Consider the following 22,490-nt stretch of genomic DNA (forward strand, 5'->3'; position numbering starts at 1 on the left):
GAGGTGAATTCTCCCACTCCCTCGGCAGGTCGCACGAGACTGACCCTGTCAGCTCCATCGACGCCGTCGCCACCCGATATCACCCGACCATCCAGGAGACAGCGGATGACCACCCGATTCACCGACGTCAGACCCTTTCCGCGCACCCCCGACGAACCCGCCGTCGATCTCACCGTCCAGGACGGGCGCATCGCGGAGATCAGCCCGGCCGGGACCACCCCCTCCCCCGACGGCGCGGAGAGCGTCGACGGCGGCGGCCGCGTCCTGCTGCCGGCCCTGGGCGACGTCCACTCCCACCTGGACTCGAACCGCCTCGGCCAGACCTTCCTGCCCCACACCGCCGACGGCACCCTGCACGGCTACATCATGAACGACCGCCGCAAATGGCGCGACGGCGAGCGCAGCGTGGCCGACCAGGCCTCCTACGCGCTGGCCCAGATCATCGCCTCCGGCGGAGTGCGGGTCCGCTCGCACGCCCAGGTGGACTCCGACTGCGGGCTGGAGCGGTTCCACGGCGTACAGGAGGGGCTCTCCCGGTACACCGACGTCATCGACCACCAGATCGTGGCCTTCCCCCAGGCCGGCATCCAGCGGGAGTCCGGCGTCGTCGATCTGCTGGACCAGGCCCTGGCCGAGGGCGCGGACCTGGTGGGCGGCCTCGACCCGGTCCTCTATGACCGCGACCCGGTCTCTCACCTCAACGTGGTGTTCGGGCTGTGCGAGAAGTACGGCGTCGGCGCGGACATCCATCTGCATGAGTCCGGCACCGCCGGGGTCTATTCGATGGAGGAGATCGCCCACCGTACTCAGGAGCTGGGCCTGCAGGGCAAGGTGACGGTCTCCCATGCCTTCGCCCTGCACACGAACCCGGAGAAGGATGTGGCTCGTGTGGTGGAGCTGCTCGCCGAGGCCGGCGTCTCGCTGACCACCGTCGCTCCCTCCATCGGCTCCCTGCCTCAGGGTCTGCTGCGTGAGCACGGGGTCGCGGTCGGTCTGGGCGAGGACGGCCAGCGTGACCACTGGAGCCCCTACGGCGACGGGGACCTGCTGCGCCGGACCTGGCAGCTGGCCTTCACCAACGGATTCCGCCGCGACGCCGACGTCGAAGCCTGTGTGGACATCGCCTCCCGCGGCGGAGCGATGGTCATGGCCGGGGCCCGCCCCGAGCGCGTGAGCCTGCTCGACGACGCCAGGTTCGGCCTGGCCGTCGGCGCACCCGCGCACTTCATCCTGCTTCACGCCGACACAGTCACCTCCGCGGTGATGGACTGCCCGGACGCACGTGACGTCTATTCCGCCGGCCGGCTGGTGGCCTCCGGCGGCGAGCTGATCGGAGGTGTCCGCTGATGATCACCCGCATCCGCGCCCGATTCGTCATCGGCTACGCCGACGGCGACCACTGCCTGATCCCCGACGGCGAGCTGGTCCACGACGACGCCCAGATCCTCTTCGTGGGTCGGGACTGGCCGGGCAGCCCCGACCGGGAGGTCGATGCCGGTCAATCCGTGGTCTCGCCGGGATTCATCGACCTCAACGCACTGGCCGACATCGACCACGCCCTGTTCGACTGCTGGCCCGACGCTTCCCGGCTGCTCGGCCTGGCCTGGTCCGAGGAGTACCTGCACGATCACGGGCCGCGCTTCACCCGGGAGAAGGAGAAGTTCCGCCGGGAGTTCGCGATCAGCCAGCTGATCCGCAACGGCATCACCACGATGATGCCGATCGCCGCCGAGACCTATAAGGAATGGTGCGAGGACTATCAGGACATGGCCGACACCGCCGAGGCGGTGGAGGCGCTGGGCATCCGTGCCTACCTGGGGCCCAGCTACCGGACCCACGTGCCCTACACCGACGGCTCACAGATGCTGCTGCACCGGGACGAGCGGAAGGGCCTGGAGGGGCTGGACGACGCCGTGCGGTTCATCCAGGACTACGACGGCACCGCCGACGGGATGATCCGCGGGGCGCTGCTTCCGGCGCGCATCGAGACCCAGACCGAGCAGACGCTGCGGCTGACCCGGCAGGCCGCCGACGATCTGGACGTGCCGATCCGCCTGCACGCCGCTCAGGGCGTGCCCGAGAACCGGGAGATGATCCGGCGCACCTCGCGTCGCTCGCTGCCGCATCTGGCGGAGATCGGCTTCCTGGGCGACCGGACGTTCATCCCTCATGCCTGGACGATGCCGGGGCATCTGCACATGCCCGCGGAGATCAGCGGCCCGGAGCACGGGCTGGGCGGAGACAGCACCGACGACCTCGCCCTGCTGGCCGAGTCCGGCACCTCGGTGATCTTCTGCCCGATCCCCAGTGGCCACTATGGCTCCTGCCTGCAGACCTACGAGTCCTACCGAGAGCGTGGGATCCCGGTGGTGATCGGCACCGATTCGGCGCCGCCGAACATGATCCGCGCCCTGGACCTCGCGACGGTGATGACCAAGACACTGACCGGCCGGGGGCCGGCCGCCCAGCCGCAGGACCTGTTCCGCTCGGCGACCCTGGACCCGGCCCGGGCACTGGGCCGGGAGGACCTGGGACGCCTGGCTCCAGGGGCGCAGGCAGACTACTTCGTGATGGACCTGACCGGTGCCCATGTGGGGCCGCATGCGGACCCGATCCGCACGATGGTGCTCAACGGCGACGGTCGGGACATCACCCGGGTGGTGGTGGCCGGGCGGACCATCGTCGAGGACGGGGAGCTCCGCACTGTCGACGACGGCGACTACCAGGCCCGCGCCCAGGAGTTCCTCGACGAGTACATCGCCTCGCACACGGTCAGCGACTTCGCCGGGCGCAGCCTCGAGGACCTGCAGCCGCCGAGCTTCCCACTCCGCTGAGGCGTCCTGACCGCTGAGGCGTCCTGACCGTTGAGACATCGAACCTTCTCGCTACGTGAGATGGCTCACGGCAGCTATTGACGTAGATCACACCCCTCCCTATGGTTTTGGTATACCAATTCACTCGGGAGGATCGAATGCACACCAACGACACGTCGCCGACGTCGACCCAGCCCCCTCCTCCGGCGACACCGCCGGAGGAGGGGGCTGCAGGCACACCATCAGCTCGCCCGCGGCTCTCTCGCCGCTCCTGGCTCGCCGCGATGCTGCTCGGCGTGGGGGTCCCCGCCACCGCCGTACTGATCGGCACCTATGAGATCTCCGTCGGGCTGGCCGCCATCGTGCTCTTCCCGCTGCTCTGGGCGGTGCTGATCGGCGCCGTCGTCGGCCTGCAGCCCTGGCGCCCGGTCACCGGGCCCACGCGTGCGGTCAGCGAGCTGCTGATCCGGGTCGGGATCGTGGTGTTCCTGGCGCTGCTGGGCACCGGAATCGGCCCGTCGCTGCCGGATCTGGTGGACATCGGCCCGGCGATCGCGATGCAGGAGCTGGGCAACGCCTTCGGCACGGTGATCATCGGCATCCCGGTGGCGGTCGGACTCGGACTGGGTCGGGTGGCGATCGGCGCCACCTGGTCCGCGAACCGCGAATCCTACCTCGCCTACGCCATCGACAAATGGGGCGTGCGAGCCCCGGAGTACCAGGGCGTCTTCGGCGTCTGGCTGCTCGGCACCGTGTTCGGCGCGGTGTTCATCTCGTTGATCGCCGGCATCACCGGCGGCCTGGACATCTTCGACCCGCGCGCGCTGGCACTGGCCTCCGGACTCGGCTCGGCCTCGATGATGCTCGGCGCGGTGGGCTCGCTCTCAGTGCTCTACCCGGAGATGGCCGGCGAGATCATGGCCCTGGCCGCGATCAGCAACCTGGTCACCAACATCGTGGGCTTCTACATGGGCGTCTACGTCGTGCTGCCCTTCGCCCGCTGGTTCTACCGCGTGTGGGTGAGGATCCTGGGCAAGCAGGAAGCCGATGCGCGCAGCATCGCCGTCGACACGGACAGCACAGACAGCACGGACAGCACAGACGGCACAGACGGCACGGACGGCACAGGCACGGACGCGGCTCCCACACCGAAGCGCGCCCAGGACCCGCCGCCGCCGAAGACCATCGCCGCCTGGGTCGCCGCCTTCCTCTTCACCGGCGTGGCCGGGCTGCTGATCAACTGGGTCGGCACCGGGACGCTGACCTGGCAGGGCGTCGTCGGGCTGAGCATGGTCACCGGCCTGTCCGTGCTGGCCTTCCTGCTGGCCCGGGTGACCCGTGGAGTCCCCGCCTCGATCTGGGTGCTCGCCATGGCCACCCTGGCCTCGGCACCGTTCTTCCCCGGCTCGGACTTCCTGGTGGGGATGACCGAGAACCTGAACGTGCTGCTGGTGGGTCTGCCGCAGATCGCCCTGCTGGGGCTGAGCCTGGGCCGTGACATCGACGGGCTGAAGAAGATGAGCTGGAAGGTCGTCCTCGTCGGGTTCCTCACCCTGGCCTCGGCCTATCTCGCCGCCGCCGTCGTCGCGCAGTTCGTGCTGCCCGCGGTCTGACCCGACGGCCGGGCGGCCTCAGGCGCCCTGAGGCACCATGAGACGACCCCGGACACATCGGCTGGGCGAAACGGACGGACTTCCACGGGCCGAGAGCCCCGCGATCCGGCCCTCTCGCCCAGCCGATGTGATGTGCGGGACGAGTCCTCGGCTCAGAGGTGAGTCTCGACGTCGGCGTCCTCGCGGAGCTCAGCCACATGCTCCTGCTCCGCCTGGTCCTGCAGCTGGGATTCGAGCTGCTCCTCGAGATCCTCACGCACGTCCTCGAACTCCGGGACCTCGGCCTCCTCACCCTCGGGACCCTCGGCGGGCTGCTGGGCGACGGCCTGCTCGTAGTACTCGCGGAGCTCCTCCTCAGTGGGCTCCTCAGCCTCGATCTCGGCGAGCCGCTGGTCGATCAGGACCTGGTCGTGGGCGTCCTCGCGGAGCTTCTCCTCATCCATCCCCTGATCCTCGTAGGCGGCGATGAGATCATCCACGGATTCCATGCCGGCCTGCTCGGCGGTGGTCTCCAGCAGTTCGTCGACGTCGTCCTCATCGGCGTCGATCCCGGAGTCCTCAGCGTCCTGGATCAGCAGCTCATTGGAGACCATGGCCTCCAGAGACTGCTCCCTGATCGCCTCCTCGTCGACCTCCTGGCCCGACATCTGGGACTGCATGGCCATCTGCTGGAACTGGGACTCGTACAGGGCGACGAAGTCATCCCCCGAAAGGTCCACGCCGTTGACCTCAGCGACCACCTCAGGGATGTCCGACGTGTCGGGCTCGGGCATCTCGGGCTCGGCGCCGGCCTCACCCTCCGGTCCGGCGTCTCCCTCGGCCCCCTGCTCGGTGTCAGCGGGGTTCTCCGCGGGATTCTCGGTCTCGGCGCCGTCGTCGGGCGCGTCGCCGCAGCCGGCGATGCCGAGCAGCACTCCGGCCAGGGCACAGCTTGTCAGCAGTTTCTTCGACATGACAAGCACCTCCTAATCGTGGACGAGCGCGCAACGTAGCACACAGGACACAACGGGAGCCCCAGGCCTCGTCCAGCTCGCACTCAGCCCCAGACTCCCGTCCGGGGCGGGGTCGGCAGGTGCGGTCCGCCTCCGCTCAGGCGACGAGCACCGCGAGAAGACCCAACACGCCCAGGGCGACGACGGCACCGGTGGTGGCGAGGACCGCGGCGACGTCGGCCTCCACCTTCTCCTGCTGGACGCCGTGGGACTGGCGCCGGTAGCGGAGGCGCTGGGTGAGGTAGATGCCGGCCGCGACACCGGCGCAGACCAGTGTCAGCAGCAGAGTCCACAGCCCGTAGTGCGGCATCCAGCGCAGGAACACCGCCCCGATGAGGGCGAACAGCAGCATGGTGCGGCCCCAGGAGAGCACAGTGCGCTCCGGCTGAAGCCCGGGGTCGCCGTGCAGTGCGGCCGGGGTGGACGGCATCAGCTGATGACCACCAGCAGGATGACCACCGCCATCGCCACCCCGGAGGCGAAGCTGAGCACCGGGATGATCAGCGGCATGGGCAGCGGACGACGACGGCGCAGGCTGCGCTCCACATGCAGCCAGCGGGCCGCCGCGCCGAGACTGATGAGCAGCCCGACCCCGATGGTGAGCACGGAGATGATGGTCCGGTAGGGGTCGGCGAAGACGTCGGCGGCGAACGCCTCCAGGGCGATGCCGCCGGCCAGGAACGCCAGAGCGGTGCGGATCCAGGCCAGGAAGGTACGCTCATTGGCCAGGGTGAACCGGGGGTCCGGCTCCTCGCCCTCGGCGAGCAGCTTGGACTCCAGCCACCCGCGATCCGTGGACTCTGCCATGCGCTCCTCCCTGTCTCAGCACCTCGTCGATGCCGCTTCTGCGACGGCCTCACCCGCCGGCTGCGCCACCACGAGTCTGCCACGTTCTCCCCTCCTCGGGACGCCTGCGGAGCGATCGTCGCTGAACCTCGCGTCAGTGGACACATTCCGCCAGTCCCTCCGGCGGCACCGCGTGCCGGCGTCATACTCATCCCCGTCAAGCTCCTGTCCAGATTTCTCTGATGATGTGGTCGGCGATTCTGCTGAAGCGCGACTGACGAGGAAGGACCTGTGGGGGACATCAGGTATGACATCTCGACCGCTGGGCTGACCAGCGTGGCGACGTCGGTACGTCTGCACTCCACGGCGGCGCGCGCCCAGGGGATGCAGGCGGCGGCGGCCGCTCGCGCATCCACGGAGCTCTGCGGGACCGCCGACGGTGTGGCGGCCGCGCTGTCCCGGCTCATCGCGCCGCGTGCTGGCACCGGCACCAAGGCCGCCTCCTATGGCCAGGGGTGTGCCGACGTGCTGGAGCAGGTGGCGCTGATCGTCGACACGGGTGACGAGGAGATGTCCGCCGAGGCCCAGGCCGCCTCCGCGAACGTCAGGCCGCTCGACAGTCCGGGGAGCCGCGGATGACGGGGCTCGGTGTTCACGGAGCCGGGACGGCGCTCCTGTCCGCGACAGGTCATGCTGTCCTCCGCCCAGCGGCCATCGATGTCCCCTGGACGGACCTCGACGATGCGGCTCAACGCATGGCTGACGAGTCGAACCGTCATGCGGCCTCGTTCCGCGAGGCGGCCACCGCATGGGAGACGGTGCGGCTCCACTACTCCGAGCCGGAGACTCAGGAGCAGCTGTGGTCCGCACTCGACGGCGTCCCGGACGACTCGGATGACTGGGCCCGAGTCTGGGGGTTGGCCGCGCGGACGCTGCACGACTTCATCCTCGCCGGGCGCCCCCTGCAGCGGCGGGCCGATGACCTCGCCGCACAGGCGGTCCAGCTGGAGGGGCAGCTGTCCACCACGGGGCTCTCCTCGAGCGCTGACGACGACGGCTCGGCCGCGGAGGAGTTCCTGCGCAAGCAGGTCCAGCAGCACAACCAGGCCGTGGTCCAGCTGAACCAGGCGTGGCAGATCCTGCAGTCCGAGACGGAACAGGAGCTGGAGGCGCTGCAGAGCCACGGCGGGTTGGAAGAGTCGATCCCCACCGCCTATGCCGACGGCGGCTCCGGCCTGGCCCCTGGTGTGGGCCCGACGTACTCCGGGGGCCGTCTGAGCTTCAACGTCGGTACCGCCTCCGCGGCCGTCTTCGGCCCGGGCACGACCGCATCCTCACGGGGCTTCGCGCCCGGCTTCGCACTGGCCGCGGTGCTGTCCACCCTGCAGAGGGATCCTGTCGAGCGGGCTGAAGACCTCTACGAGGCGGCCACCGGCCCGAACTGCACCGTGGAGGACGTCGGCGACTTCTATGACCACCTGACGGCCATGTCCGCAGATGAGATCAAGGACTTCTCCCGGGAGAATCCCCAGGTCAACCGCGGCAACCTGCCCACCCCGAGCAGTCAGGAGGAGCTGGACGGCTGGCCTGACGGCGCCCAGTGGTGGCATGAGCAGCTCGATGAGGAGCAGCAGGAGGCACTGACGTCTGACCTGCCGGTGATCGTCGGAAATACCGAAGGCGTACCGTACGAGGTCCGTGACCAGGCGAACAAGAGCACGTTGATCGGACTGCTGGATTCCCCCTCCACACCGGACGAACACTTGCCTTACCTGGAGAACATCCAAGACAGCCTCACAGGAGATGAGGACAGCTCCGGCGAACGGCTTCTGCTGTCGCTGAACGTGGGCGTGACAGGCGTGGACGAGCATCCGCCGTTGGCCTCTGTCTCAGTCGGGAATCCGGATGATGCCGAACAGACGGTCTTCAATTCGCCAGGCATGAAAAGCGGGACGGACCAGATGACGAAGGTCCATGAACCTGGCGAGGTCGAGCACGCGCAGGATGTCTACGACGAGCTCGTGGCCGACGCCGCCGTGGTCGCCTGGGTCGGTTACCACGCGCCGCAGAGCGATACGACACTCAAGAAGGAGTCCGTCCTCCGGTCCGACAGTGCCGACGCAGGATCCTGGGCTTTCGCCCATGCCCTCGACGGTCACCGCGCCACCACAGCCGCAGGCGACAATCCTGACGCTCGGCTCGATGTCATGGCCCACTCCTACGGCACCAATATGTCCATCCACGCGTTGACTCGGACCGCCCATGATGTGGACAGCTTCATCTCCTTCGGATCCTCGGGATACCCTGACGTCCTGGTGGAAGACAACGACCTGACCGATCTGCACGTCAGGGAGACAGGGGACGGTCATCCCGCCGTCTACGCCACCGACGGGTTCTGGGACTGGACCTCGAACGTCGGGCGGGGGTTGTGGAGCCAGAACTCGTTCAACCCCGCTGACCCGGATGCGGGTGCTTACATCTTCGATTCCGACGGCACCGGGCAGTACGTCGACGGCTCCCAGATCGAGGGCAATGGCGTCTCTGGTCACAGTCGACACGACGGCGACGATGATGGCACCGGCTATCTGGACGACGATGCCCAAGCGTTCATCACCATGATGGAGATTCTCAATGGGCAGCACGACCGTATCGACTGGGTCGCCGAACCAGAGGACGAAGGTCAGTGGGATCCGGAGCACTCGTACCTCTGGAGACGATGGGACAGAAGTTCAATCCGCCGAGACCTGGAAGAACATCTGCCCTGGAGTGAGGAAAGTGAATGACGCCTATCACCGCCGCTTGCAGCAGGGGCCCGTCCCGGGCCCTTCCTGTTCCTCCGCGCCTCCTCCCGACAGCTGCCCTCGTGGCTGCTCTGGTCATGACAGGATGCAGCCCAGAGTCCGATCCATCAGCACCTGCCGGATCAGAGTCCGCTGATACGGAGGGCCAGTCCAGCGAACCAGATCGCGAGGATGAAGACATGATCACCACTGATGCCGGCTACACCCAGCCCGAGCAGATCGAGGAGCTCGGCCTGGTCGTCGCGGCCATGTCACGCCACCTCGGTGACGATTTCCGCAGGGCGAACGGCCAAGAATGGTCCCTTGACGACCAGGACGCCGACTACCGACCAGTCCACTGCTCCGGCGAGGCCTACCGATACCGTGTCACCCTCGAATACACCCACGGCCTCCCCCGCGAAGAGGTCTACGCCGCCGGAGAAGCCATCACCGAAGAACTCGGCCTGACCCCACTGGAGAACACCGACGAAGGTTCCGCGGACATGGGCCGCCCCGCGTCCTTCAGCTCGGGAAGCTCTGAAGGACGGCTCCTCCGCGTGAGAGGCGACGAATCCAAGATCGAAATCCGTTACAAGACTCGCTGCTCCGACCACCACACCATGCAGGAGACCTTCGAACGCTTCGCCGAAGAACACCGCCAGGAACTCCGGGAGCAATACTCTCCCCCTCCCGGGCTCGGACCCGACGAAGACGCGGACGAGTGAACCGCACACCGCACCGATCCCTCACCGCCACGACCCTGGCCCTGGGACTCCTCCTGACCGCCTGCACCCCACAGCCGACAGGCAGGACCCCGCCCCCACCTCATCCACCTCAATCGCCACTGACGCCGGCTACACCCAGCCCGAACAGCTCAAAGAGCTCGGCCAAGTCGCTGAGGCCATGGAAGCTCGCTTCGGCCAGGACTACCTCCTGCCCAACGGCAACACATGCACCCTGGAAGATCACCACGAGAACATCCGACCAGTCGCCTGCACCGGAGACTCCTACCGGTACCGCGTCATCTTCGAGCACTCCCACGGCCTCCCCCGCGAGGAGGTCTACGCCGCAGGCGAAGCCATCACCGCAGAACTCGGCCTGACCCCACTGGAGAACACCGACGAAGGATCCGCCGACATGGGCCGCCCCGCATCCTTCGGGTCAGGAAGCGCTGAAGGCCGGTTCCTCCGCGTCCGAGGCGATGACTCCAAAATCCAAGTCCACTACAAGACGCGCTGCTCCGACCACCACACCATGCAAGAAATCCGGGAACGCTTCGCCGAAGAACACCGCCAGGAACGTCGAGAGAGAAACCCCGGGCCCTCCGAGCTCCTCGAACGTGAAGAGAACGAACAGGAGAACGACGGCTGAGACCCTTGGCTCCGGAGCGGTGGCCGGAATCCAGGCACTGAAGCGACGTTTAGTGACGATTGCTCCGGCGGCAACGCAGCAGGACGTCAGCGGGCCCGGGCGACCAGCGCGGCGGCGAGCACCGCACAACCGGCATAGGTCCCGGCCGCGGCCAGCCACCCCGCCTGGAATCCTCCCGTAGCGCCGATCAGCAGCCCCATCACGAGCGGACCCAGGGTGAATCCGGCGAACATCCCCGCAGTGGCGATCCCGGTGGCCGAGGCCATCTTCTCCGCGGGGATACGGCGCAGCAGCGCGCCCATGATCACCACGGAGACCCCCAATGCGGAGGCTCCGTGCAGCGCCACGGCCAGCCACAGCAGCGCCGCCGAGCCGGTCGCCCCAGCCAGCAGGAACGTCCCGGCCCCGGCGAGCGCCATCAGCGCCAGGGCCAGCAGCAGCCTCGGTGCAGAGGCGCCGCGCGACATCACCCGGCCCCATCCCACGCGGGCGGCCACACCGATCGCGCCGGCGGCCGCGGCGGTCATGCCGCCAGCGAGCAGACTGAACTCCAGCTCCCGCACCGCGAACAGCGGCAGGTACACGTTGGTCGCCTGGACGCCCAGCCCGTTGAGGAAGCCGAAGAGCGTCAGCGCCCACACCGCACCCGGCAGGCGCGATCCCGACGACGCCCCCTCCGGTCCACCGGCCACGGCCGGTGACGCGCCGGGGGCCTCCGGCGTCGCACCCGGCGAGGCCGAGGTCGGCCTGGAGTGACCAGGATCGGGGGCGCTCAGCGGCGGTGCCGCCCGCAGAGCGCGGAAGGTCAGCGCCATCAGGCTCAGGGCCAGCAGCACAGAGAGCAGGGACGCGCCGCGCCAGCCGATCCACACCGCCAGGGCGGGGAAGGCGAGACTGGCGGTGAGCTGGCTGGCCTGCACCCCGGACTGCTTGATTCCGGCCCAGCCGATGCGTCGGCGGGCAGGCACGCGCTGCAGCAGGATCCTGTTGGTGACCCCGTTGGGGAAGGACTGGGCCAGCCCGGAGAGCCCGGCGGCCACGAGCACCAGCACGTAGCCTCCCGGCACGGCGGCCAGGCCGAGTGCGAGCGCGGCGAGCAGGAAGATCAGGCTCATCAGGACACGGTCGGAGAGCCGGTCCGAGAGCCTGGCCAGAGACGCGTTGCCCACGGCGGCGCAGGCGAAGCAGACGGTGGCGAAGAGTCCGAACTGGGCTTCGGTGATGTCGAGGTCGGCGATCACCAGCTCACTGGTGGCGCTGAGCCCGTAGAGCAGCACCGGGCCGATCCCGACCGCACCGAGCAGCGCGGCCAGCAGCCCGATCCCGGGACCCTCGCGGCCCGATGCGCCCCCCTGTGACGGCTCACCTCTGCGCACTCGCACCTCCTGACGTGTTCTCACTCCTGCTCAGAGTACGCCGGAGCCGGCGCTGGCGTCGGCGTCGGCCGGGACGGTGTTGGGCCACACGGCGTCGGGACGGACAGTGTCAGAACCGACGGTGTCAGAACGGGTACTGGGCGATCTCCGGGCGCAGGGTCAGCCACTGCAGCTCGGTGAAGGACTCGATGTTGGCGGCCGCGCCTCCTACCCGGCTCCCGTTGCCGGAGTCGCCGACACCTCCGAAGGGGGCATAGGCCTCATCGGAGACGGTCTGCTCATTGATGTGGATCTTCCCAGAGGCGAGCTGGTCGGCGATCCGCATGGCCGCGCCGACGTCGCCCAGGATGGAGGCGGAGAGCCCGTAGGCGCTGCCGTTGGCCAGGGCGATGGCCTCCTCCTCGGTGCGGAACCGCATCACCGGGGCCACCGGCCCGAAGATCTCCTGCGCCCAGGCCGGGCTCTCCTCGGTCAGGTCGGTGAGCACCGTGGGCCGGTAGAACGGTCCGTCATGGGTGCCGCCCGCCATCACGCGGCCGCCGTGGAGCACGGTCTCCTGGACGATGGAGTCCACCCGCTTGAGCTGGTTCTCATCGATGATCGGCCCCAGGGCCACCTGCTCCCGGGCCGGGTCACCCACCGGCAGGCTCTCGGCCTTCGCGGCGAGTCGCTCCAGGTAGTCGTCATGGATGTCCTCGTGGACGAGGTGCCGCCCCGTGGTCATGCAGATCTGTCCCTGGTGCATGAAGGAGCCGAAGGCCGCCGCGGAGACCGCCCGGTCCAGGTCAGCCTCGGGGAGCACGATCATCGCGTTGTTGCCGCCGAGTTCCAGATGCGGCCGCTTCAGCAGCCGGGCGCAGGTCTCCCCGATGCTGCGGCCGGCCTCCGTGGAACCGGTGAAGGCCACCACGCGCACCTCCGGGGCCTCGACGACGGCGGCGCCGGTCTCTCGGCCGCCGGGCAGCAGATGCAGCAGCCCCTCGGGCAGGCCGGCCTCCTCGAAGATGCGGGCCAGCACCACACCCCCGGAGACGGAGGTGCGCGGGTCGGGCTTGAGCAGCACGGCATTGCCCAGCGCCAGGGCGGGCGCCACGGAGCGGATGGAGAGGATCAGCGGGAAGTTGAACGGGGCGATCACGGAGACCACTCCGGCGGGCCGGCGCCGCGCCTGGGACCAGCGATCCTCGTCGGTGGCCAACACTTCACCGTGCGGGTGGGTGGGCAGCGCGGCCGCCTCGTGGCACTCGTCAGCCGCGATCCTGGCCTCCAGCCCGCCCTTGGGCGGGATGGCGCCGGTCTCGGAGACGATCCAGGAGCGGATCTCCTCGGCGTGCTCCTCGAAGAACCGTCCGGCCCGGTGCAGCACGGCGGCCCGCTCCCGCGGGGGTCGGGCGGCCCAGTCCTTCTGCGCGGCCGCAGCCGCGCGGGAGGCGGCCAGCACATCCTCGCGGGAGGCGGCACCCACGGCCCCGAGAGTCTCGCCGGTGGCGGGCTCGCGGACGGTGATCGCTCCGTCGGAGCCCTCCGTCCAGCGTGTGGAGTGGATCTTGCCCGTCCAGGTGGTGGAGTCCAGCAGCGTCATCGATGCCTCTCTCGTGGTGGTCTGTCCGGTGGTGGGTTCTCAGGTGGTCAGGTTCTCAGGTCGTCAGGCGTCGGCCCAGCCGGTGTACGAATCCGCGAAGTAGGCCTGCCCGTGGACTGATCCGGTGATGGCGTCGAACTCACCGCGGCGTCGCTGGTGGGCGAAGGGATCCTCCCCGGGCCGGCGGTGCAGCAGGTTGGTGGCCCACCAGGAGAAGTTCTGGGCCTTCCACACCCGGTCCAACGCGGTCTTCGAATAGCGGCGCAGTGGTTCGGCGACGGCCTCCGGGTCGACGTCGGCGGCGCCCTCGACGCCCTGCCTCAGGCCGGTGAGGAACTCCTCGATCCGCGGCACCAGGGCCCGCACGTCGGAGAAGGCGAGGTTGAGTCCCTTGGCGCCCGTGGGCGGCACGGTGTGCCCGGCGTCGCCGGCCAGGACGAGCCGCCCGTAGGTCAACGGGTCGCACACGGAGGAGCGGAAGGGCAGCACCGTCTTATCGATGATCCGCCCACGTTTCAGCGCCACCACGTCCTCCCCGCCGAGCACCTGCTGGATGTGGTCGAAGATGGCGTCGTCGCTCCAGTCGTCGGGGTCGGTGTCCGGATCGCACTGGAAGTACATGCGGGTGATGTCCTCGTTGCGCTGGGAGATCAGCGCGAACCCGACCTCGGAGTTCGCATAGATCAGCTCCGGGGCAGTGGGCGGAGCCTCGCAGAGGATCCCGAACCAGGCGAACGGGTAGGTGGTGCGGTAATCGGTGCGGACGTCGTCAGGAATGAGCTTCCGACACATGGACCGGGACCCGTCGGCGCCGACGATCAGCTCCGCCTCGATCCGCCGCTGTGCGCCGGAGGCATCCGTGAAAGTGATCGCCGGGGAGTCGCCCTCGAGCCCCTCGACGGCGGCGTCGTCCACCTCCCAGTGGATCTCGCCGCCCTCGGCCTCCCAGGCGGTCGCCAGATCATGGAAGACCTCGTTCTGCGGGTAGAGCCACACCGAGCGGCCCACCAGGGCCTGGAAGTCGATGCGGTGCTGGACCCCGTCGAAGCTGAGCACCGTGCCCTCGTGCTCGTGACCCTCGGTCAGGACCCGGGAGCCGATCTCGGCGTCGACCAGCATGTCCACCGTCGGAGCCTCGAGGATGCCCGCCCGCTGAGTGGCACGGATGGTCTCCTGGCTGCGGCGCTCGACGACGGCAGCGCTGATCCCGCGCCGCGTGAGCAGCAGCGCCGTCATCAGGCCGGCCGGCCCACCGCCCACGATGCCGACGTCGACACGGCTGATGTGTGCGCTCACTCGTTCTCCCTGCTGATGTGGTCCCGCTGGTGTGGTCCCGCTGGTGTGGTCCCGCTGGTGTGTTCCGGGACACGATCAGTGTGGCGACGGCAGGGGCGAGACACCAGGACAATCCCATTGAACAGGACACGCGCAAGGGGTGGCCGATACCCTGATCCCATGGCCAACTCCCCCAGCGGCGACGCCGTCCTGGACCGCGTGATGCGGCTGTTCGCCACCCTGGAGGAGCAGCCGGCTCAGACCCCGGGCGACCTCGTCGCCGCCGCACGCCTGCCCCGGACCACCGGATATCGGCTCATCCGGGAGCTGCGCACGCGCGGTCTGCTGGCGCTGACCGACGGCGGGGAGATCGTCGTCGGGCGCCGGGTGTGGGAGATCGCCCAGCACGCCCCCATCCACCGGGAGCTGCGCACCGCGGCGCTGCCGTACATGCAGGACGTCAATGCGGTGGTCCGGCAGACCACTCAGCTCTCGGTGCTCGCCGACGATGGTGCGCTGATCGTGGAGCGGCTCTCCCGGCACGGTGCCGTGGTCAACCCGGCGGAGGTGGCGACCACCATGCCGGCGCATCTGACCTCCATGGGGCATGTGCTGCTGGCCTTCGCTCCGGCGCGCACCGCCGAGCGCTGGTGGGCCGAGCACGGGGACCGCGCGGAGGCGGTCCGGCCGGGGCTGCGCCGGGAGCTCGCCGAGGCCCGCCGGCGGAGCCACGCTCTGCTGATGGGCGTCATCAACACCGAGACCGCAGGGCTCTCCGTGCCGGTGCTGGACCCTCGCGGACGCGCCCTGGCCGCGCTGACCGTCGTCGTACCGCGGGACTCGCCCGAGATCCCGCAGTTCCTCATGGCGCTGCAGACCGCCGCCCGCGGCATCAGCCGCGCCATGCCCCAGCCGACCGTGCCATTGAATGAGACATCCGTGGTGCGGCCCCCGGAGAGCCCCGCAGACTGAGGACGCACCCGTCCCCACCGGCATCCTGAGGGAGCGCCCGGTCTCACCTGCGAAGGAGCGGATCCATGGCGGAGAAGCCCACCGATCCGGATGCGGCGGCGGCCTCCCAGGAGGAGATCGACGCCGAGATCGCCCAGATCCACCGCGACTACGAGTCGCGCCAGGCCGCCGACGGGGAGGAGACCAGCGCCCGGCTGAACTTCCCGCCCTACCGCAGCTCACTGCTGCGCCACCCCACCAAGTCGCTGCACCACGCGGACCCCGAGGAGATCGAGCTCCATAGCCCGGCCTTCGGCCACCAGGACGTCTCCCCGTTGGAGGCGGACCTGACCATCCAGCACCACGGTGAGCCCATCGGCGAGCGCATCGTCGTCACCGGGCGGGTGCTCGACGGCGACGGCCGCCCGGTGGCGAATCAGCTGATCGAGATGTGGCAGGCCAACGCCGCCGGCCGGTACATGCACAAGCGGGACCAGCACCCCGCCCCGCTGGACCCCAACTTCACCGGCGTCGGCCGCGCACTGACGGGCCCGAACGGGGAATACACGTTCACCACCATCAAGCCCGCTCCCTACCCGTGGAAGAACCACCACAACGCCTGGCGCTCGGCGCATCTGCACTTCTCGATGTTCGGCACCGACTTCACCCAGCGGATCGTCACGCAGATGTACTTCCCCGGGGACCCGATCTTCGACCTGGACCCCATCTACCAGTCCATCACCGACCCCCAGGCGCGCGACCGTCTGGTGGCCGAGTACGACCACTCGGTGTCCCAGCACGAATGGAACACCGGCTACCGCTGGGACATCGTCCTCTCCGGCAGCAACCGCACCTGGTCCGAGCAGGAGGAGCACTGACCATGGCCCGCACCCCCGCCGACCTGACCCCCATCCCCGCCCAGACGGTGGGCCCCTTCTTCGGCTTCGCGCTGCCCTATGAGGGCGGGCCGGATCTGGTGGACCGCTCCCACCCGCAGGCGGTGCGGCTGCACGGCACCGTCTACGACGGCGACGGCGCCCCCGTCCCGGACGCGCTGATCGAGATCTGGCAGCCCGACGGCGAGGGCCGCATCCCCGCCGAGCCGGGTTCCCTGCACCGTGACGGCCACACCTTCACCGGGTGGGGCCGGGCCGCCGTGGACGCAGTGGGCCACTACAGCTTCACCACGGTGGAGCCGGGCCCGACGTCGGCCGGTGCGGCACCGTTCATCCTGGTCACGGTCTTCGCCCGCGGGCTGATGGACCGACTGTTCACCCGCGCGTACCTGCCGGAGCACACCGAAGCCCTGGCCGCCGACCCCCTGCTGGCCTCCGTGTCGGCCGAGCGCCGCCGCACGCTGATCGCCTCCCGCGGCGACGACGGCGGGCTGCGCTTCGACATCCGCCTCCAGGGTGAGGACGAGACGGTGTTCCTGGCCTACCCGAACACCCCGCAGGTCACCGGTCCGGTGGACTGACACGATAGTGTCCATGACGTCTCCCCTGCACGACCACCCTGCTGGGCCCGCGACCGGGCAGCACGGCCTGCTGAACCCGGCCTGGGCCGGGACCGCCGCAGCGTCGATGACCTCCGACGCCGCCGTCGTCGCCGCGCTCCTGGAGGTGGAGGCCGCCTGGGGCGAGGTGCTCGCCGAGGCGGGACTCGCTCCTGCGCAGAGCGCGGAAACCCTGCGGGAGCTCAGCCGGGACCAGGCAGCACACCCGGACCCGGCGGTGCTGGCCGAGGCCGCCACCGGCGGCGGCAACCCGGTGATCCCGCTGCTCGCCGACGTGCGCCGGCTGCTGGCCGAGCGCGGAGCCTCGGATGCCGCGCTGCACCGCGGAGCCACCAGCCAGGACGTGCTGGACACCGCCCTGATGGTGGTGGTGCGTCGGGTGATCGACCAGGTCGTGGCGGATCTGCTGCGCACCGGGGAGGCGCTGAGCCGGACGGCGGACGCCCATCGGGAGACGCTCGCCGTCGCCCGGTCGCTGACCCAGCCCGCGCTGCCCACCGTCTTCGGGCTCCGCGCCACCCAGTGGCTGGCCGCGCTCAGCGACGCCGCCGAGGGCCTGCACGCCGCCGCCGGCGCCGCCCCCCTGCAGTGGGGCGGGGCCGTCGGCACCCAGGCCGCGCTCGTGGAGCTCGCCGGCTCCCCCGCCCGGGCCGAGGAGCTGACCGCCCGGCTGGCAGAGAAGCTGGGCCTGGCGCTCCCGGTCATGCCCTGGCACACCCGCCGTGGCCCCGTGCTGCAGGCGGCCTCCGCCGCCGCCGAGGCCTTGGCCGCGCTGGGCACGCTGGCCTCCGACGTGCTCACCCTGCAGCGCCCGGAGGTCGGAGAGCTGCGCGAGCCCACCGTCCCGGGCCGCGGAGGATCCTCCGCGATGCCGCAGAAGCAGAATCCGGTGCTCTCGGTGCTGATCCGCTCCGCCGCCCTGGCCGGACCCGGACATCTGGCCGCGCTCCACCAGGCCGCCGGTGCCGCCGTGGACGAACGGCCCGACGGCGCGTGGCACGCCGAATGGCCGGCCCTGACCGAACTGCTGCGCCTCACCGGGGGCGCGGCCGCCCGGGCCGCGGAGCTGTGCGAGGGCCTTCAGGTGTCCCCCACCGCGATGCGTCAGAACCTGGACGCCGCGGGCCCGGGAGTGCTGGGCGAACGGCTGCTGGCCCGACTCGGTGAGGCCCACCCCGGCGGACCGGCCGGGCTGAAGGCGCTGCTGGCGGAGGCTGCGCGTGATGAGGCCGACCTGACCACCCGGCTGCGGGAGGAGCTCCCGGCCGAGACGATCAGCGACGACGAGCTGGCCGAGACGCTGGACCCCCACCTGTACCTGGGCCGCTCGGCGCAGCTGATCGACGCCGCACGGGCCCGGTTCGCCGAGCTGCGGGCGGGGCTCTCCCCCTGACGCCACTGCCCCCGACGCCACTGCCCCGCCAGCTCCGCCCCGATGCCTCGGCATCACCCCACCCACCACACACCACTGACCGGCCAGCCACCTCAGGAAGAGTCGATGACGCAGACCCACGGATCCCTCACCCTCACTCCGACCCTGCTCGCCGGCCGCCTCGAGGACCTGGCCTCCGGCGAGCGCCCGCTGCTGCTGGTGGGGCCTTCGTTGGGCACGAGCGTCTCGGCGCTCTGGGGCCCCGCCCTGCCATGGCTGGGTGAGCGGTTCGTCGTCATCGGCTGGGATCTGCCGGGCCACGGGGAGGGACAGCCCTCCGACGGTCCGTTCACCCTTCAGGATCTGGCCGACGGCGTGGAGGAGATCCTGGCGGGAGCGGTCACCGAACACGGAGTGCCGTCGTCGACCCCGGTGCTCGCCGCAGGGGTGTCCATCGGCGGGGCCACCTCTCTGACCCTGGCCCAGCGGCCAGGGACCCGCATCGACCGGCTGGCGGCGATCTGCACCGCCGCCCGCATCGGCACCCCGCAGAGCTGGGCCGAGCGGGCCGAGCTCGTGGCCCGGGCGGGGACCCCCACGATGGTGGAGGGCTCGGCCCAACGGTGGTTCGCCCCCGGGTTCATGGCCGAGCACCCCCGGGTGGCCACCTCCCTGCTGCAGTCCCTGCAGCACGCCGACCGCCACAGCTATGCCCACGCCTGCCACGCCCTGGGCACCCATGACCTCACCGGCCGGCTGGACCGGTTCACCCGCCCTCTGGTGGTGATCAACGGCGCCGAGGACACCGTGTGTCCGCCGGCGGATGCCGCCGCGATCGCCGACGGCGCGGCCGCAGGCTGCGTGCCGGTGCGGGCGGTGACGCTCGACGGCGTCGCCCACCTGGCCCCCGCCGAGGCCCCCGAGGCCACGGCCCGACTCCTGGAGGAGCTGCTCGATGACTGAGCCCCGCCCCACGCCCGCTGAAGACCCCTACGCCGCCGGCATGGAGGTGCGCCGCGAGGTGCTCTCCGATGCGCATGTGGACCGGGCGGAGGCGAAGAAGGACGCCTTCACCGAGGACTTCCAAGAGCTGATCACCCGCTACGCCTGGGGCAGCATCTGGACCCGCCCCGGCCTGCCGCGCACCACACGGTCGGCCATCACGCTGACCGCCATGATCGCCGGCGGCTACTGGGAGGAGCTGGAGATGCATATCCGCGCCGCCCTGCGCAACGGCATGACCGCCGACGAGATCAAGGAAGTCTTCCTCCAGGCGGCCATCTACTGCTCCGTGCCGGCGGCCAACGTCGCCTTCGGCATCGGCCAGCGAGTGATCGCCGAGGAGCAGAGCAGCTCCTGAGCATCGAGAGACCAGGCTCACCCGGCGACGTCGAAGGGCACCTCGAGTCGCTCCCGCAGCTCCTCCACGGTGATCCCGTAAGCCTCCCGCAGCACCAGCCGGACGCTCCCGTCCGACCGGCGGTCCAGTAGGAACACCCCGTGATCCGTGTACACCCGGCTCACGCACCCCAACCCGGTCACCGGATAGGTGCACTCCGGCACCAGCTTGGGCGAGCCGTCCTTGGCGAAGAGCGTCATCATCACGAAGACCTGCTTCGCGCCCACGGCCAGGTCCATGGCGCCGCCGACGGCGGGGATCGCCTCCGGGGCCCCGGTGGACCAGTTGGCCAGATCGCCGGCCGCCGAGACCTGGAAGGCCCCCAGCACGCAGACATCCAGGTGCCCACCACGCATCATGGCGAAAGAGTCGGCGTGGTGGAAGTAGCTGGCGCCCGGCAGCTCGGTGACCGGGATCTTCCCGGCATTGATGAGATCGGGGTCCACATCGTCGCCGTGAGCCTGCGCCCCCATGCCGAGCATGCCGTTCTCGGTGTGCAGGGTCACCCCGCCCTCCGGAGTCAGGTGATCTGCGACCAGCGTGGGCTGCCCGATCCCGAGATTCACAGAGAACCCCGGAGCGATGTCGGAGGCGATGAGCCGGGCGAGGTCGTCCCGGCCCAGACGGGCCGAGTCATGAGTTCCGGTGGTCTGCTGGGCGGTCATGCGATCTCCTTCAGGGCGGCCTCGCCGGAGGCGGTCGGGATGACGGTGACAGTGTCCACGTGGATGCCCGGGGTGATCACATGCTCGGGATCGATGCCGCCCACCGGCACGAGCTCATCCACCTGGACCACAGTGCGGGCGGCCGCCGCGGCCATGACCGGCCCGAAGTTCCGGGCCGTCTTCCGGTAGACCAGGTTGCCGGCCTCGTCGGCGCGCAGCGCCTTGATCAGCGCGATGTCCCCAGGCAGCGGCTGCTCCAGCACATAGCCGCGTCCATCGATGACGCGGGTCTCCTTGCCCTCAGCCAGCACGGTGCCGTACCCGGTAGGGGTGAAGAATCCCCCGATGCCGGCCCCGGCGGCGCGCAGCCGTTCCGCCAGGTTTCCCTGCGGCACCAGCTCCAGCTGGATCTCCCCGGCCCGGTAGGCCTCATCGAAGTGCCAGGAGTCCGACTGCCGGGGGAAGGAGCAGATCATCTTCGCCACACGCCGCTCCTTGATGAGCAGCGCCAGTCCGGCGTCGGCCTGGCCGGCGTTGTTGTTCACCACGGTCAGGTCCCGTGCGCCGGAGTCCAGCAGCGCGTCGATCAGCTCCATCGGCTGCCCCGGGTTGCCGAAACCTCCCAGCAGCACCGTAGATCCGTCCTGCACCTGGCCCACCGCCCCGGCGGCATCCTCCGCGACCGTGATCATCCTCGTCCTCCTCCATCTGCGGTCTCCCACACAGCTCAGTCCGCGCGCTCCAGCACGACAGCAATCCCCTGGCCCACTCCGATGCACAGCGCCGCCACGCCCCACTGGGCGCCCTCGGCCTGCATCCGGCGGGCCAGCGTGGCCAGCACCCGAGTGCCGGAGGCCCCCAGCGGGTGACCCATGGCGATGGCCCCGCCCCAGGCGTTGACGATCGTCGGATCGTGCTCGGTCCCAAAGCCCCAGGCGTCCAGGCAGGCCAATGACTGCGCGGCGAAGGCCTCGTTGAGCTCCACGGCGCCGACGTCGGCCCAACTGATCCCGGCCCGCGCCAGCGCGCGGTCCGCCGCCTCCACCGGGGCGTAGCCGAAGAACTGCGGTTCATTCGCTGCGGTGCCCCATCCGGCCATGCGGGCCTGTGGAGCGAGTCCGAGCAGCTCGCCGCCGCGGGCGGATCCGAGCCAGGCGGCCGAGGCGCCGTCGTTCATGGGCGAGGCGTTGCCAGCGGTCACTGTGCCGTCTTCACGCCGGAAGACCGTCTTCAGCCCGGCCAACGACTCGGGTGTCACGCCGTCGCGGATGGTCTCGTCCCGGGGCAGGTCCACGCCGGGGACGTCGACGACCATCTCGACGAAGCGACCCTCAGACCAGGCCTGGCCCGCACGGGCATGAGAGTCTGCGGCGAAGGCGTCCTGCCGCTGACGACTGATGCCGTGGCGCTCGCGCAGCTGCTCGGTGGCCTCTCCCAGGGAGACGGTCCACTCGGCAGGCATCCGGTCGTTGACCAGTCGCCAGCCCAGCGTGGTGTTGACCGCTTCGAGGTTCTTCAGGGGAAAGGGCCGGTCGGTCTTGGGCAGCACCCACGGCGCCCGGGACATCGACTCCACGCCGCCGACGAGCACGACGTCGGTCTCCCCCAGGGCGATCTGCCGGGCACCGGCGATCGCGGCGTCCAAGGAGGACCCGCAGAGCCGGTTCATGGTGGTGGCCGGGACCTCCACCGGCAGGCCCGCAAGGAGCCAGGCCATGCGGGCGACGTTGCGGTTCTCCTCCCCCGCCCCGTTGGCATTGCCGAGGATGACCTCGCCGACCACCTCGGCCGCTGCGTCGGGATCGACCTCCGGGGCCCGGCCCACCAGCGCACTGATCACCAGCTGCGCGAGATCATCCGGGCGCTGCCCGGCCAGCGCTCCGCCGACCGTGCCGAAGGGCGTGCGCACCCCGTCATAGATGAAGACCTCCTGGGCACCCTGCATGGCTCCTCCTCCATCAGGACTGACACCCCCTGATGTTCGCTACGCGCACGACTG

At 70.1% G+C, this 22,490-nt stretch carries 22 protein-coding genes; 13 read left to right on the forward strand and 9 right to left on the reverse strand.

What is annotated here, in order from left to right; all coding sequences use genetic code 11:
* Positions 1-105: 105 nt before the first annotated feature.
* From ACYVKI_RS14870 to ACYVKI_RS14880, 3 genes are all read left to right on the forward strand, one after another.
* Entirely contained in the window at positions 106-1,347 is a 1,242-nt protein-coding gene (locus tag ACYVKI_RS14870) for an amidohydrolase family protein (RefSeq protein WP_460691144.1), read from the forward strand.
* Positions 1,347-2,834 carry a chlorohydrolase family protein gene (locus ACYVKI_RS14875; RefSeq protein ID WP_460691145.1) on the forward strand — a complete coding sequence of 496 codons (1,488 nt, stop codon included), beginning with the start codon at positions 1,347-1,349 and terminating at the stop codon, positions 2,832-2,834. Before ACYVKI_RS14870 ends, ACYVKI_RS14875 begins: the two co-directional genes overlap by 1 nt.
* 137 nt (positions 2,835-2,971) lie before the next feature.
* Positions 2,972-4,426, forward strand: coding sequence for a DUF3100 domain-containing protein (locus tag ACYVKI_RS14880; protein WP_460691146.1), 1,455 nt, complete (start codon positions 2,972-2,974; stop codon positions 4,424-4,426).
* A gap of 152 nt (positions 4,427-4,578) precedes the next feature.
* Here ACYVKI_RS14880 and ACYVKI_RS14885 read toward each other — a convergent pair whose 3' ends face one another.
* From ACYVKI_RS14885 to ACYVKI_RS14895, 3 genes are all read right to left on the reverse strand, one after another.
* Positions 4,579-5,379, reverse strand: coding sequence for a SurA N-terminal domain-containing protein (locus ACYVKI_RS14885; RefSeq protein ID WP_460691147.1), 801 nt, complete (start codon positions 5,377-5,379; stop codon positions 4,579-4,581).
* Positions 5,380-5,515: 136 nt separating this feature from the next.
* The gene (locus ACYVKI_RS14890; RefSeq protein ID WP_460691148.1) at positions 5,516-5,848 is read right to left on the reverse strand and encodes a DUF202 domain-containing protein; all 333 of its coding nucleotides are present in this window, start codon (positions 5,846-5,848) and stop codon (positions 5,516-5,518) included.
* Entirely contained in the window at positions 5,848-6,225 is a 378-nt protein-coding gene (locus ACYVKI_RS14895) for a YidH family protein (protein WP_460691149.1), read from the reverse strand. The genes ACYVKI_RS14890 and ACYVKI_RS14895 overlap by 1 nt, the downstream gene beginning before the upstream one ends.
* A 270-nt stretch (positions 6,226-6,495) precedes the next feature.
* Here ACYVKI_RS14895 and ACYVKI_RS14900 point away from each other — a divergent pair, with 270 nt between their 5' ends.
* From ACYVKI_RS14900 to ACYVKI_RS14915, 4 genes are all read left to right on the forward strand, one after another.
* Positions 6,496-6,843: a hypothetical protein gene (locus tag ACYVKI_RS14900; RefSeq protein WP_460691150.1), complete on the forward strand. Its 348-nt coding sequence runs from the start codon at positions 6,496-6,498 to the stop codon at positions 6,841-6,843.
* Positions 6,844-6,959: 116 nt separating this feature from the next.
* Positions 6,960-8,987: an alpha/beta hydrolase gene (locus ACYVKI_RS14905; RefSeq protein WP_460691151.1), complete on the forward strand. Its 2,028-nt coding sequence runs from the start codon at positions 6,960-6,962 to the stop codon at positions 8,985-8,987.
* Positions 8,988-9,184: 197 nt separating this feature from the next.
* Complete coding sequence (locus ACYVKI_RS14910; protein WP_460691152.1) at positions 9,185-9,709, forward strand: hypothetical protein; 525 nt, start codon at positions 9,185-9,187, stop codon at positions 9,707-9,709.
* A 178-nt stretch (positions 9,710-9,887) separates the two neighbouring features.
* Positions 9,888-10,355 carry a hypothetical protein gene (locus tag ACYVKI_RS14915; protein WP_460691153.1) on the forward strand — a complete coding sequence of 156 codons (468 nt, stop codon included), beginning with the start codon at positions 9,888-9,890 and terminating at the stop codon, positions 10,353-10,355.
* 86 nt (positions 10,356-10,441) lie between these two features.
* Here ACYVKI_RS14915 and ACYVKI_RS14920 read toward each other — a convergent pair whose 3' ends face one another.
* The 3 genes from ACYVKI_RS14920 to ACYVKI_RS14930 form a co-directional block, all read right to left on the reverse strand.
* Positions 10,442-11,731 carry an MFS transporter gene (locus tag ACYVKI_RS14920; RefSeq protein WP_460691154.1) on the reverse strand — a complete coding sequence of 430 codons (1,290 nt, stop codon included), beginning with the start codon at positions 11,729-11,731 and terminating at the stop codon, positions 10,442-10,444.
* Between the two features lie 124 nt (positions 11,732-11,855).
* Positions 11,856-13,313, reverse strand: coding sequence for a benzaldehyde dehydrogenase (locus ACYVKI_RS14925; protein ID WP_460691155.1), 1,458 nt, complete (start codon positions 13,311-13,313; stop codon positions 11,856-11,858).
* Positions 13,314-13,376: 63 nt separating this feature from the next.
* Positions 13,377-14,609, reverse strand: coding sequence for a 4-hydroxybenzoate 3-monooxygenase (locus tag ACYVKI_RS14930; RefSeq protein ID WP_460691156.1), 1,233 nt, complete (start codon positions 14,607-14,609; stop codon positions 13,377-13,379).
* A 159-nt stretch (positions 14,610-14,768) separates the two neighbouring features.
* On the opposite strand from ACYVKI_RS14930, the gene ACYVKI_RS14935 reads away from it, so the two are divergent.
* The 6 genes from ACYVKI_RS14935 to pcaC all read left to right on the forward strand — a co-directional run bounded on the left by ACYVKI_RS14935 (position 14,769) and on the right by pcaC (position 19,787).
* Positions 14,769-15,560 carry an IclR family transcriptional regulator gene (locus ACYVKI_RS14935; RefSeq protein WP_460691157.1) on the forward strand — a complete coding sequence of 264 codons (792 nt, stop codon included), beginning with the start codon at positions 14,769-14,771 and terminating at the stop codon, positions 15,558-15,560.
* Between the two features lie 65 nt (positions 15,561-15,625).
* Positions 15,626-16,417: a protocatechuate 3,4-dioxygenase subunit beta gene (gene pcaH / locus ACYVKI_RS14940; protein WP_460691158.1), complete on the forward strand. Its 792-nt coding sequence runs from the start codon at positions 15,626-15,628 to the stop codon at positions 16,415-16,417.
* A gap of 2 nt (positions 16,418-16,419) precedes the next feature.
* Positions 16,420-17,016: a protocatechuate 3,4-dioxygenase subunit alpha gene (gene pcaG, locus ACYVKI_RS14945; RefSeq protein WP_460691159.1), complete on the forward strand. Its 597-nt coding sequence runs from the start codon at positions 16,420-16,422 to the stop codon at positions 17,014-17,016.
* A gap of 13 nt (positions 17,017-17,029) precedes the next feature.
* The gene (locus ACYVKI_RS14950; RefSeq protein WP_460691160.1) at positions 17,030-18,448 is read left to right on the forward strand and encodes a lyase family protein; all 1,419 of its coding nucleotides are present in this window, start codon (positions 17,030-17,032) and stop codon (positions 18,446-18,448) included.
* Positions 18,449-18,553: 105 nt separating this feature from the next.
* Positions 18,554-19,390, forward strand: a complete 837-nt coding sequence (locus ACYVKI_RS14955; RefSeq protein ID WP_460691161.1) for an alpha/beta fold hydrolase — start codon at positions 18,554-18,556, stop codon at positions 19,388-19,390.
* On the forward strand, positions 19,383-19,787 hold the full coding sequence (gene pcaC, locus ACYVKI_RS14960) for a 4-carboxymuconolactone decarboxylase (protein ID WP_460691162.1): 405 nt from the start codon (positions 19,383-19,385) through the stop codon (positions 19,785-19,787). Before ACYVKI_RS14955 ends, pcaC begins: the two co-directional genes overlap by 8 nt.
* Before the next feature lie 17 nt (positions 19,788-19,804).
* Here the strand turns inward: pcaC and ACYVKI_RS14965 are convergent, their stop codons facing one another.
* Genes ACYVKI_RS14965 through ACYVKI_RS14975 form a run of 3 tightly spaced genes read right to left on the reverse strand, consistent with a single transcriptional unit; the run spans position 19,805 to position 22,436 of the window.
* A complete protein-coding gene (locus ACYVKI_RS14965; protein ID WP_460691163.1) occupies positions 19,805-20,491 on the reverse strand; it encodes a 3-oxoacid CoA-transferase subunit B in 687 nt (228 codons plus the stop codon).
* Positions 20,488-21,183 (reverse strand): 3-oxoacid CoA-transferase subunit A, encoded by a 696-nt coding sequence (locus ACYVKI_RS14970; protein WP_460691164.1) that lies wholly within the window; start codon positions 21,181-21,183, stop codon positions 20,488-20,490. Before ACYVKI_RS14970 ends, ACYVKI_RS14965 begins: the two co-directional genes overlap by 4 nt.
* Positions 21,184-21,218: 35 nt before the next feature.
* Positions 21,219-22,436, reverse strand: a complete 1,218-nt coding sequence (locus tag ACYVKI_RS14975) for a thiolase family protein (protein ID WP_460691165.1) — start codon at positions 22,434-22,436, stop codon at positions 21,219-21,221.
* Between the last annotated feature and the right edge of the window lie 54 nt (positions 22,437-22,490).

The sequence above is a fragment of the Nesterenkonia suensis genome (assembly GCF_054782935.1).

Excerpts from the sequence above, each read along its gene's own strand:
- ACYVKI_RS14870 (WP_460691144.1), top strand. The coding sequence starts at position 106 with ATGACCACCCGATTCACCGACGTCAGACCCTTTCCGCGCACCCCCGAC.
- ACYVKI_RS14875 (WP_460691145.1), top strand. The coding sequence starts at position 1,347 with ATGATCACCCGCATCCGCGCCCGATTCGTCATCGGCTACGCCGACGGC.
- ACYVKI_RS14880 (WP_460691146.1), top strand. The coding sequence starts at position 2,972 with ATGCACACCAACGACACGTCGCCGACGTCGACCCAGCCCCCTCCTCCG.
- ACYVKI_RS14885 (WP_460691147.1), bottom strand. The coding sequence starts at position 5,379 with ATGTCGAAGAAACTGCTGACAAGCTGTGCCCTGGCCGGAGTGCTGCTC.
- ACYVKI_RS14890 (WP_460691148.1), bottom strand. The coding sequence starts at position 5,848 with ATGCCGTCCACCCCGGCCGCACTGCACGGCGACCCCGGGCTTCAGCCG.
- ACYVKI_RS14895 (WP_460691149.1), bottom strand. The coding sequence starts at position 6,225 with ATGGCAGAGTCCACGGATCGCGGGTGGCTGGAGTCCAAGCTGCTCGCC.
- ACYVKI_RS14905 (WP_460691151.1), top strand. The coding sequence starts at position 6,960 with ATGGCTGACGAGTCGAACCGTCATGCGGCCTCGTTCCGCGAGGCGGCC.
- ACYVKI_RS14910 (WP_460691152.1), top strand. The coding sequence starts at position 9,185 with ATGATCACCACTGATGCCGGCTACACCCAGCCCGAGCAGATCGAGGAG.
- ACYVKI_RS14915 (WP_460691153.1), top strand. The coding sequence starts at position 9,888 with ATGGAAGCTCGCTTCGGCCAGGACTACCTCCTGCCCAACGGCAACACA.
- ACYVKI_RS14925 (WP_460691155.1), bottom strand. The coding sequence starts at position 13,313 with ATGACGCTGCTGGACTCCACCACCTGGACGGGCAAGATCCACTCCACA.
- ACYVKI_RS14935 (WP_460691157.1), top strand. The coding sequence starts at position 14,769 with ATGGCCAACTCCCCCAGCGGCGACGCCGTCCTGGACCGCGTGATGCGG.
- pcaH (WP_460691158.1), top strand. The coding sequence starts at position 15,626 with ATGGCGGAGAAGCCCACCGATCCGGATGCGGCGGCGGCCTCCCAGGAG.
- pcaG (WP_460691159.1), top strand. The coding sequence starts at position 16,420 with ATGGCCCGCACCCCCGCCGACCTGACCCCCATCCCCGCCCAGACGGTG.
- ACYVKI_RS14950 (WP_460691160.1), top strand. The coding sequence starts at position 17,030 with ATGACGTCTCCCCTGCACGACCACCCTGCTGGGCCCGCGACCGGGCAG.
- ACYVKI_RS14955 (WP_460691161.1), top strand. The coding sequence starts at position 18,554 with ATGACGCAGACCCACGGATCCCTCACCCTCACTCCGACCCTGCTCGCC.
- pcaC (WP_460691162.1), top strand. The coding sequence starts at position 19,383 with ATGACTGAGCCCCGCCCCACGCCCGCTGAAGACCCCTACGCCGCCGGC.
- ACYVKI_RS14965 (WP_460691163.1), bottom strand. The coding sequence starts at position 20,491 with ATGACCGCCCAGCAGACCACCGGAACTCATGACTCGGCCCGTCTGGGC.
- ACYVKI_RS14970 (WP_460691164.1), bottom strand. The coding sequence starts at position 21,183 with ATGATCACGGTCGCGGAGGATGCCGCCGGGGCGGTGGGCCAGGTGCAG.
- ACYVKI_RS14975 (WP_460691165.1), bottom strand. The coding sequence starts at position 22,436 with ATGCAGGGTGCCCAGGAGGTCTTCATCTATGACGGGGTGCGCACGCCC.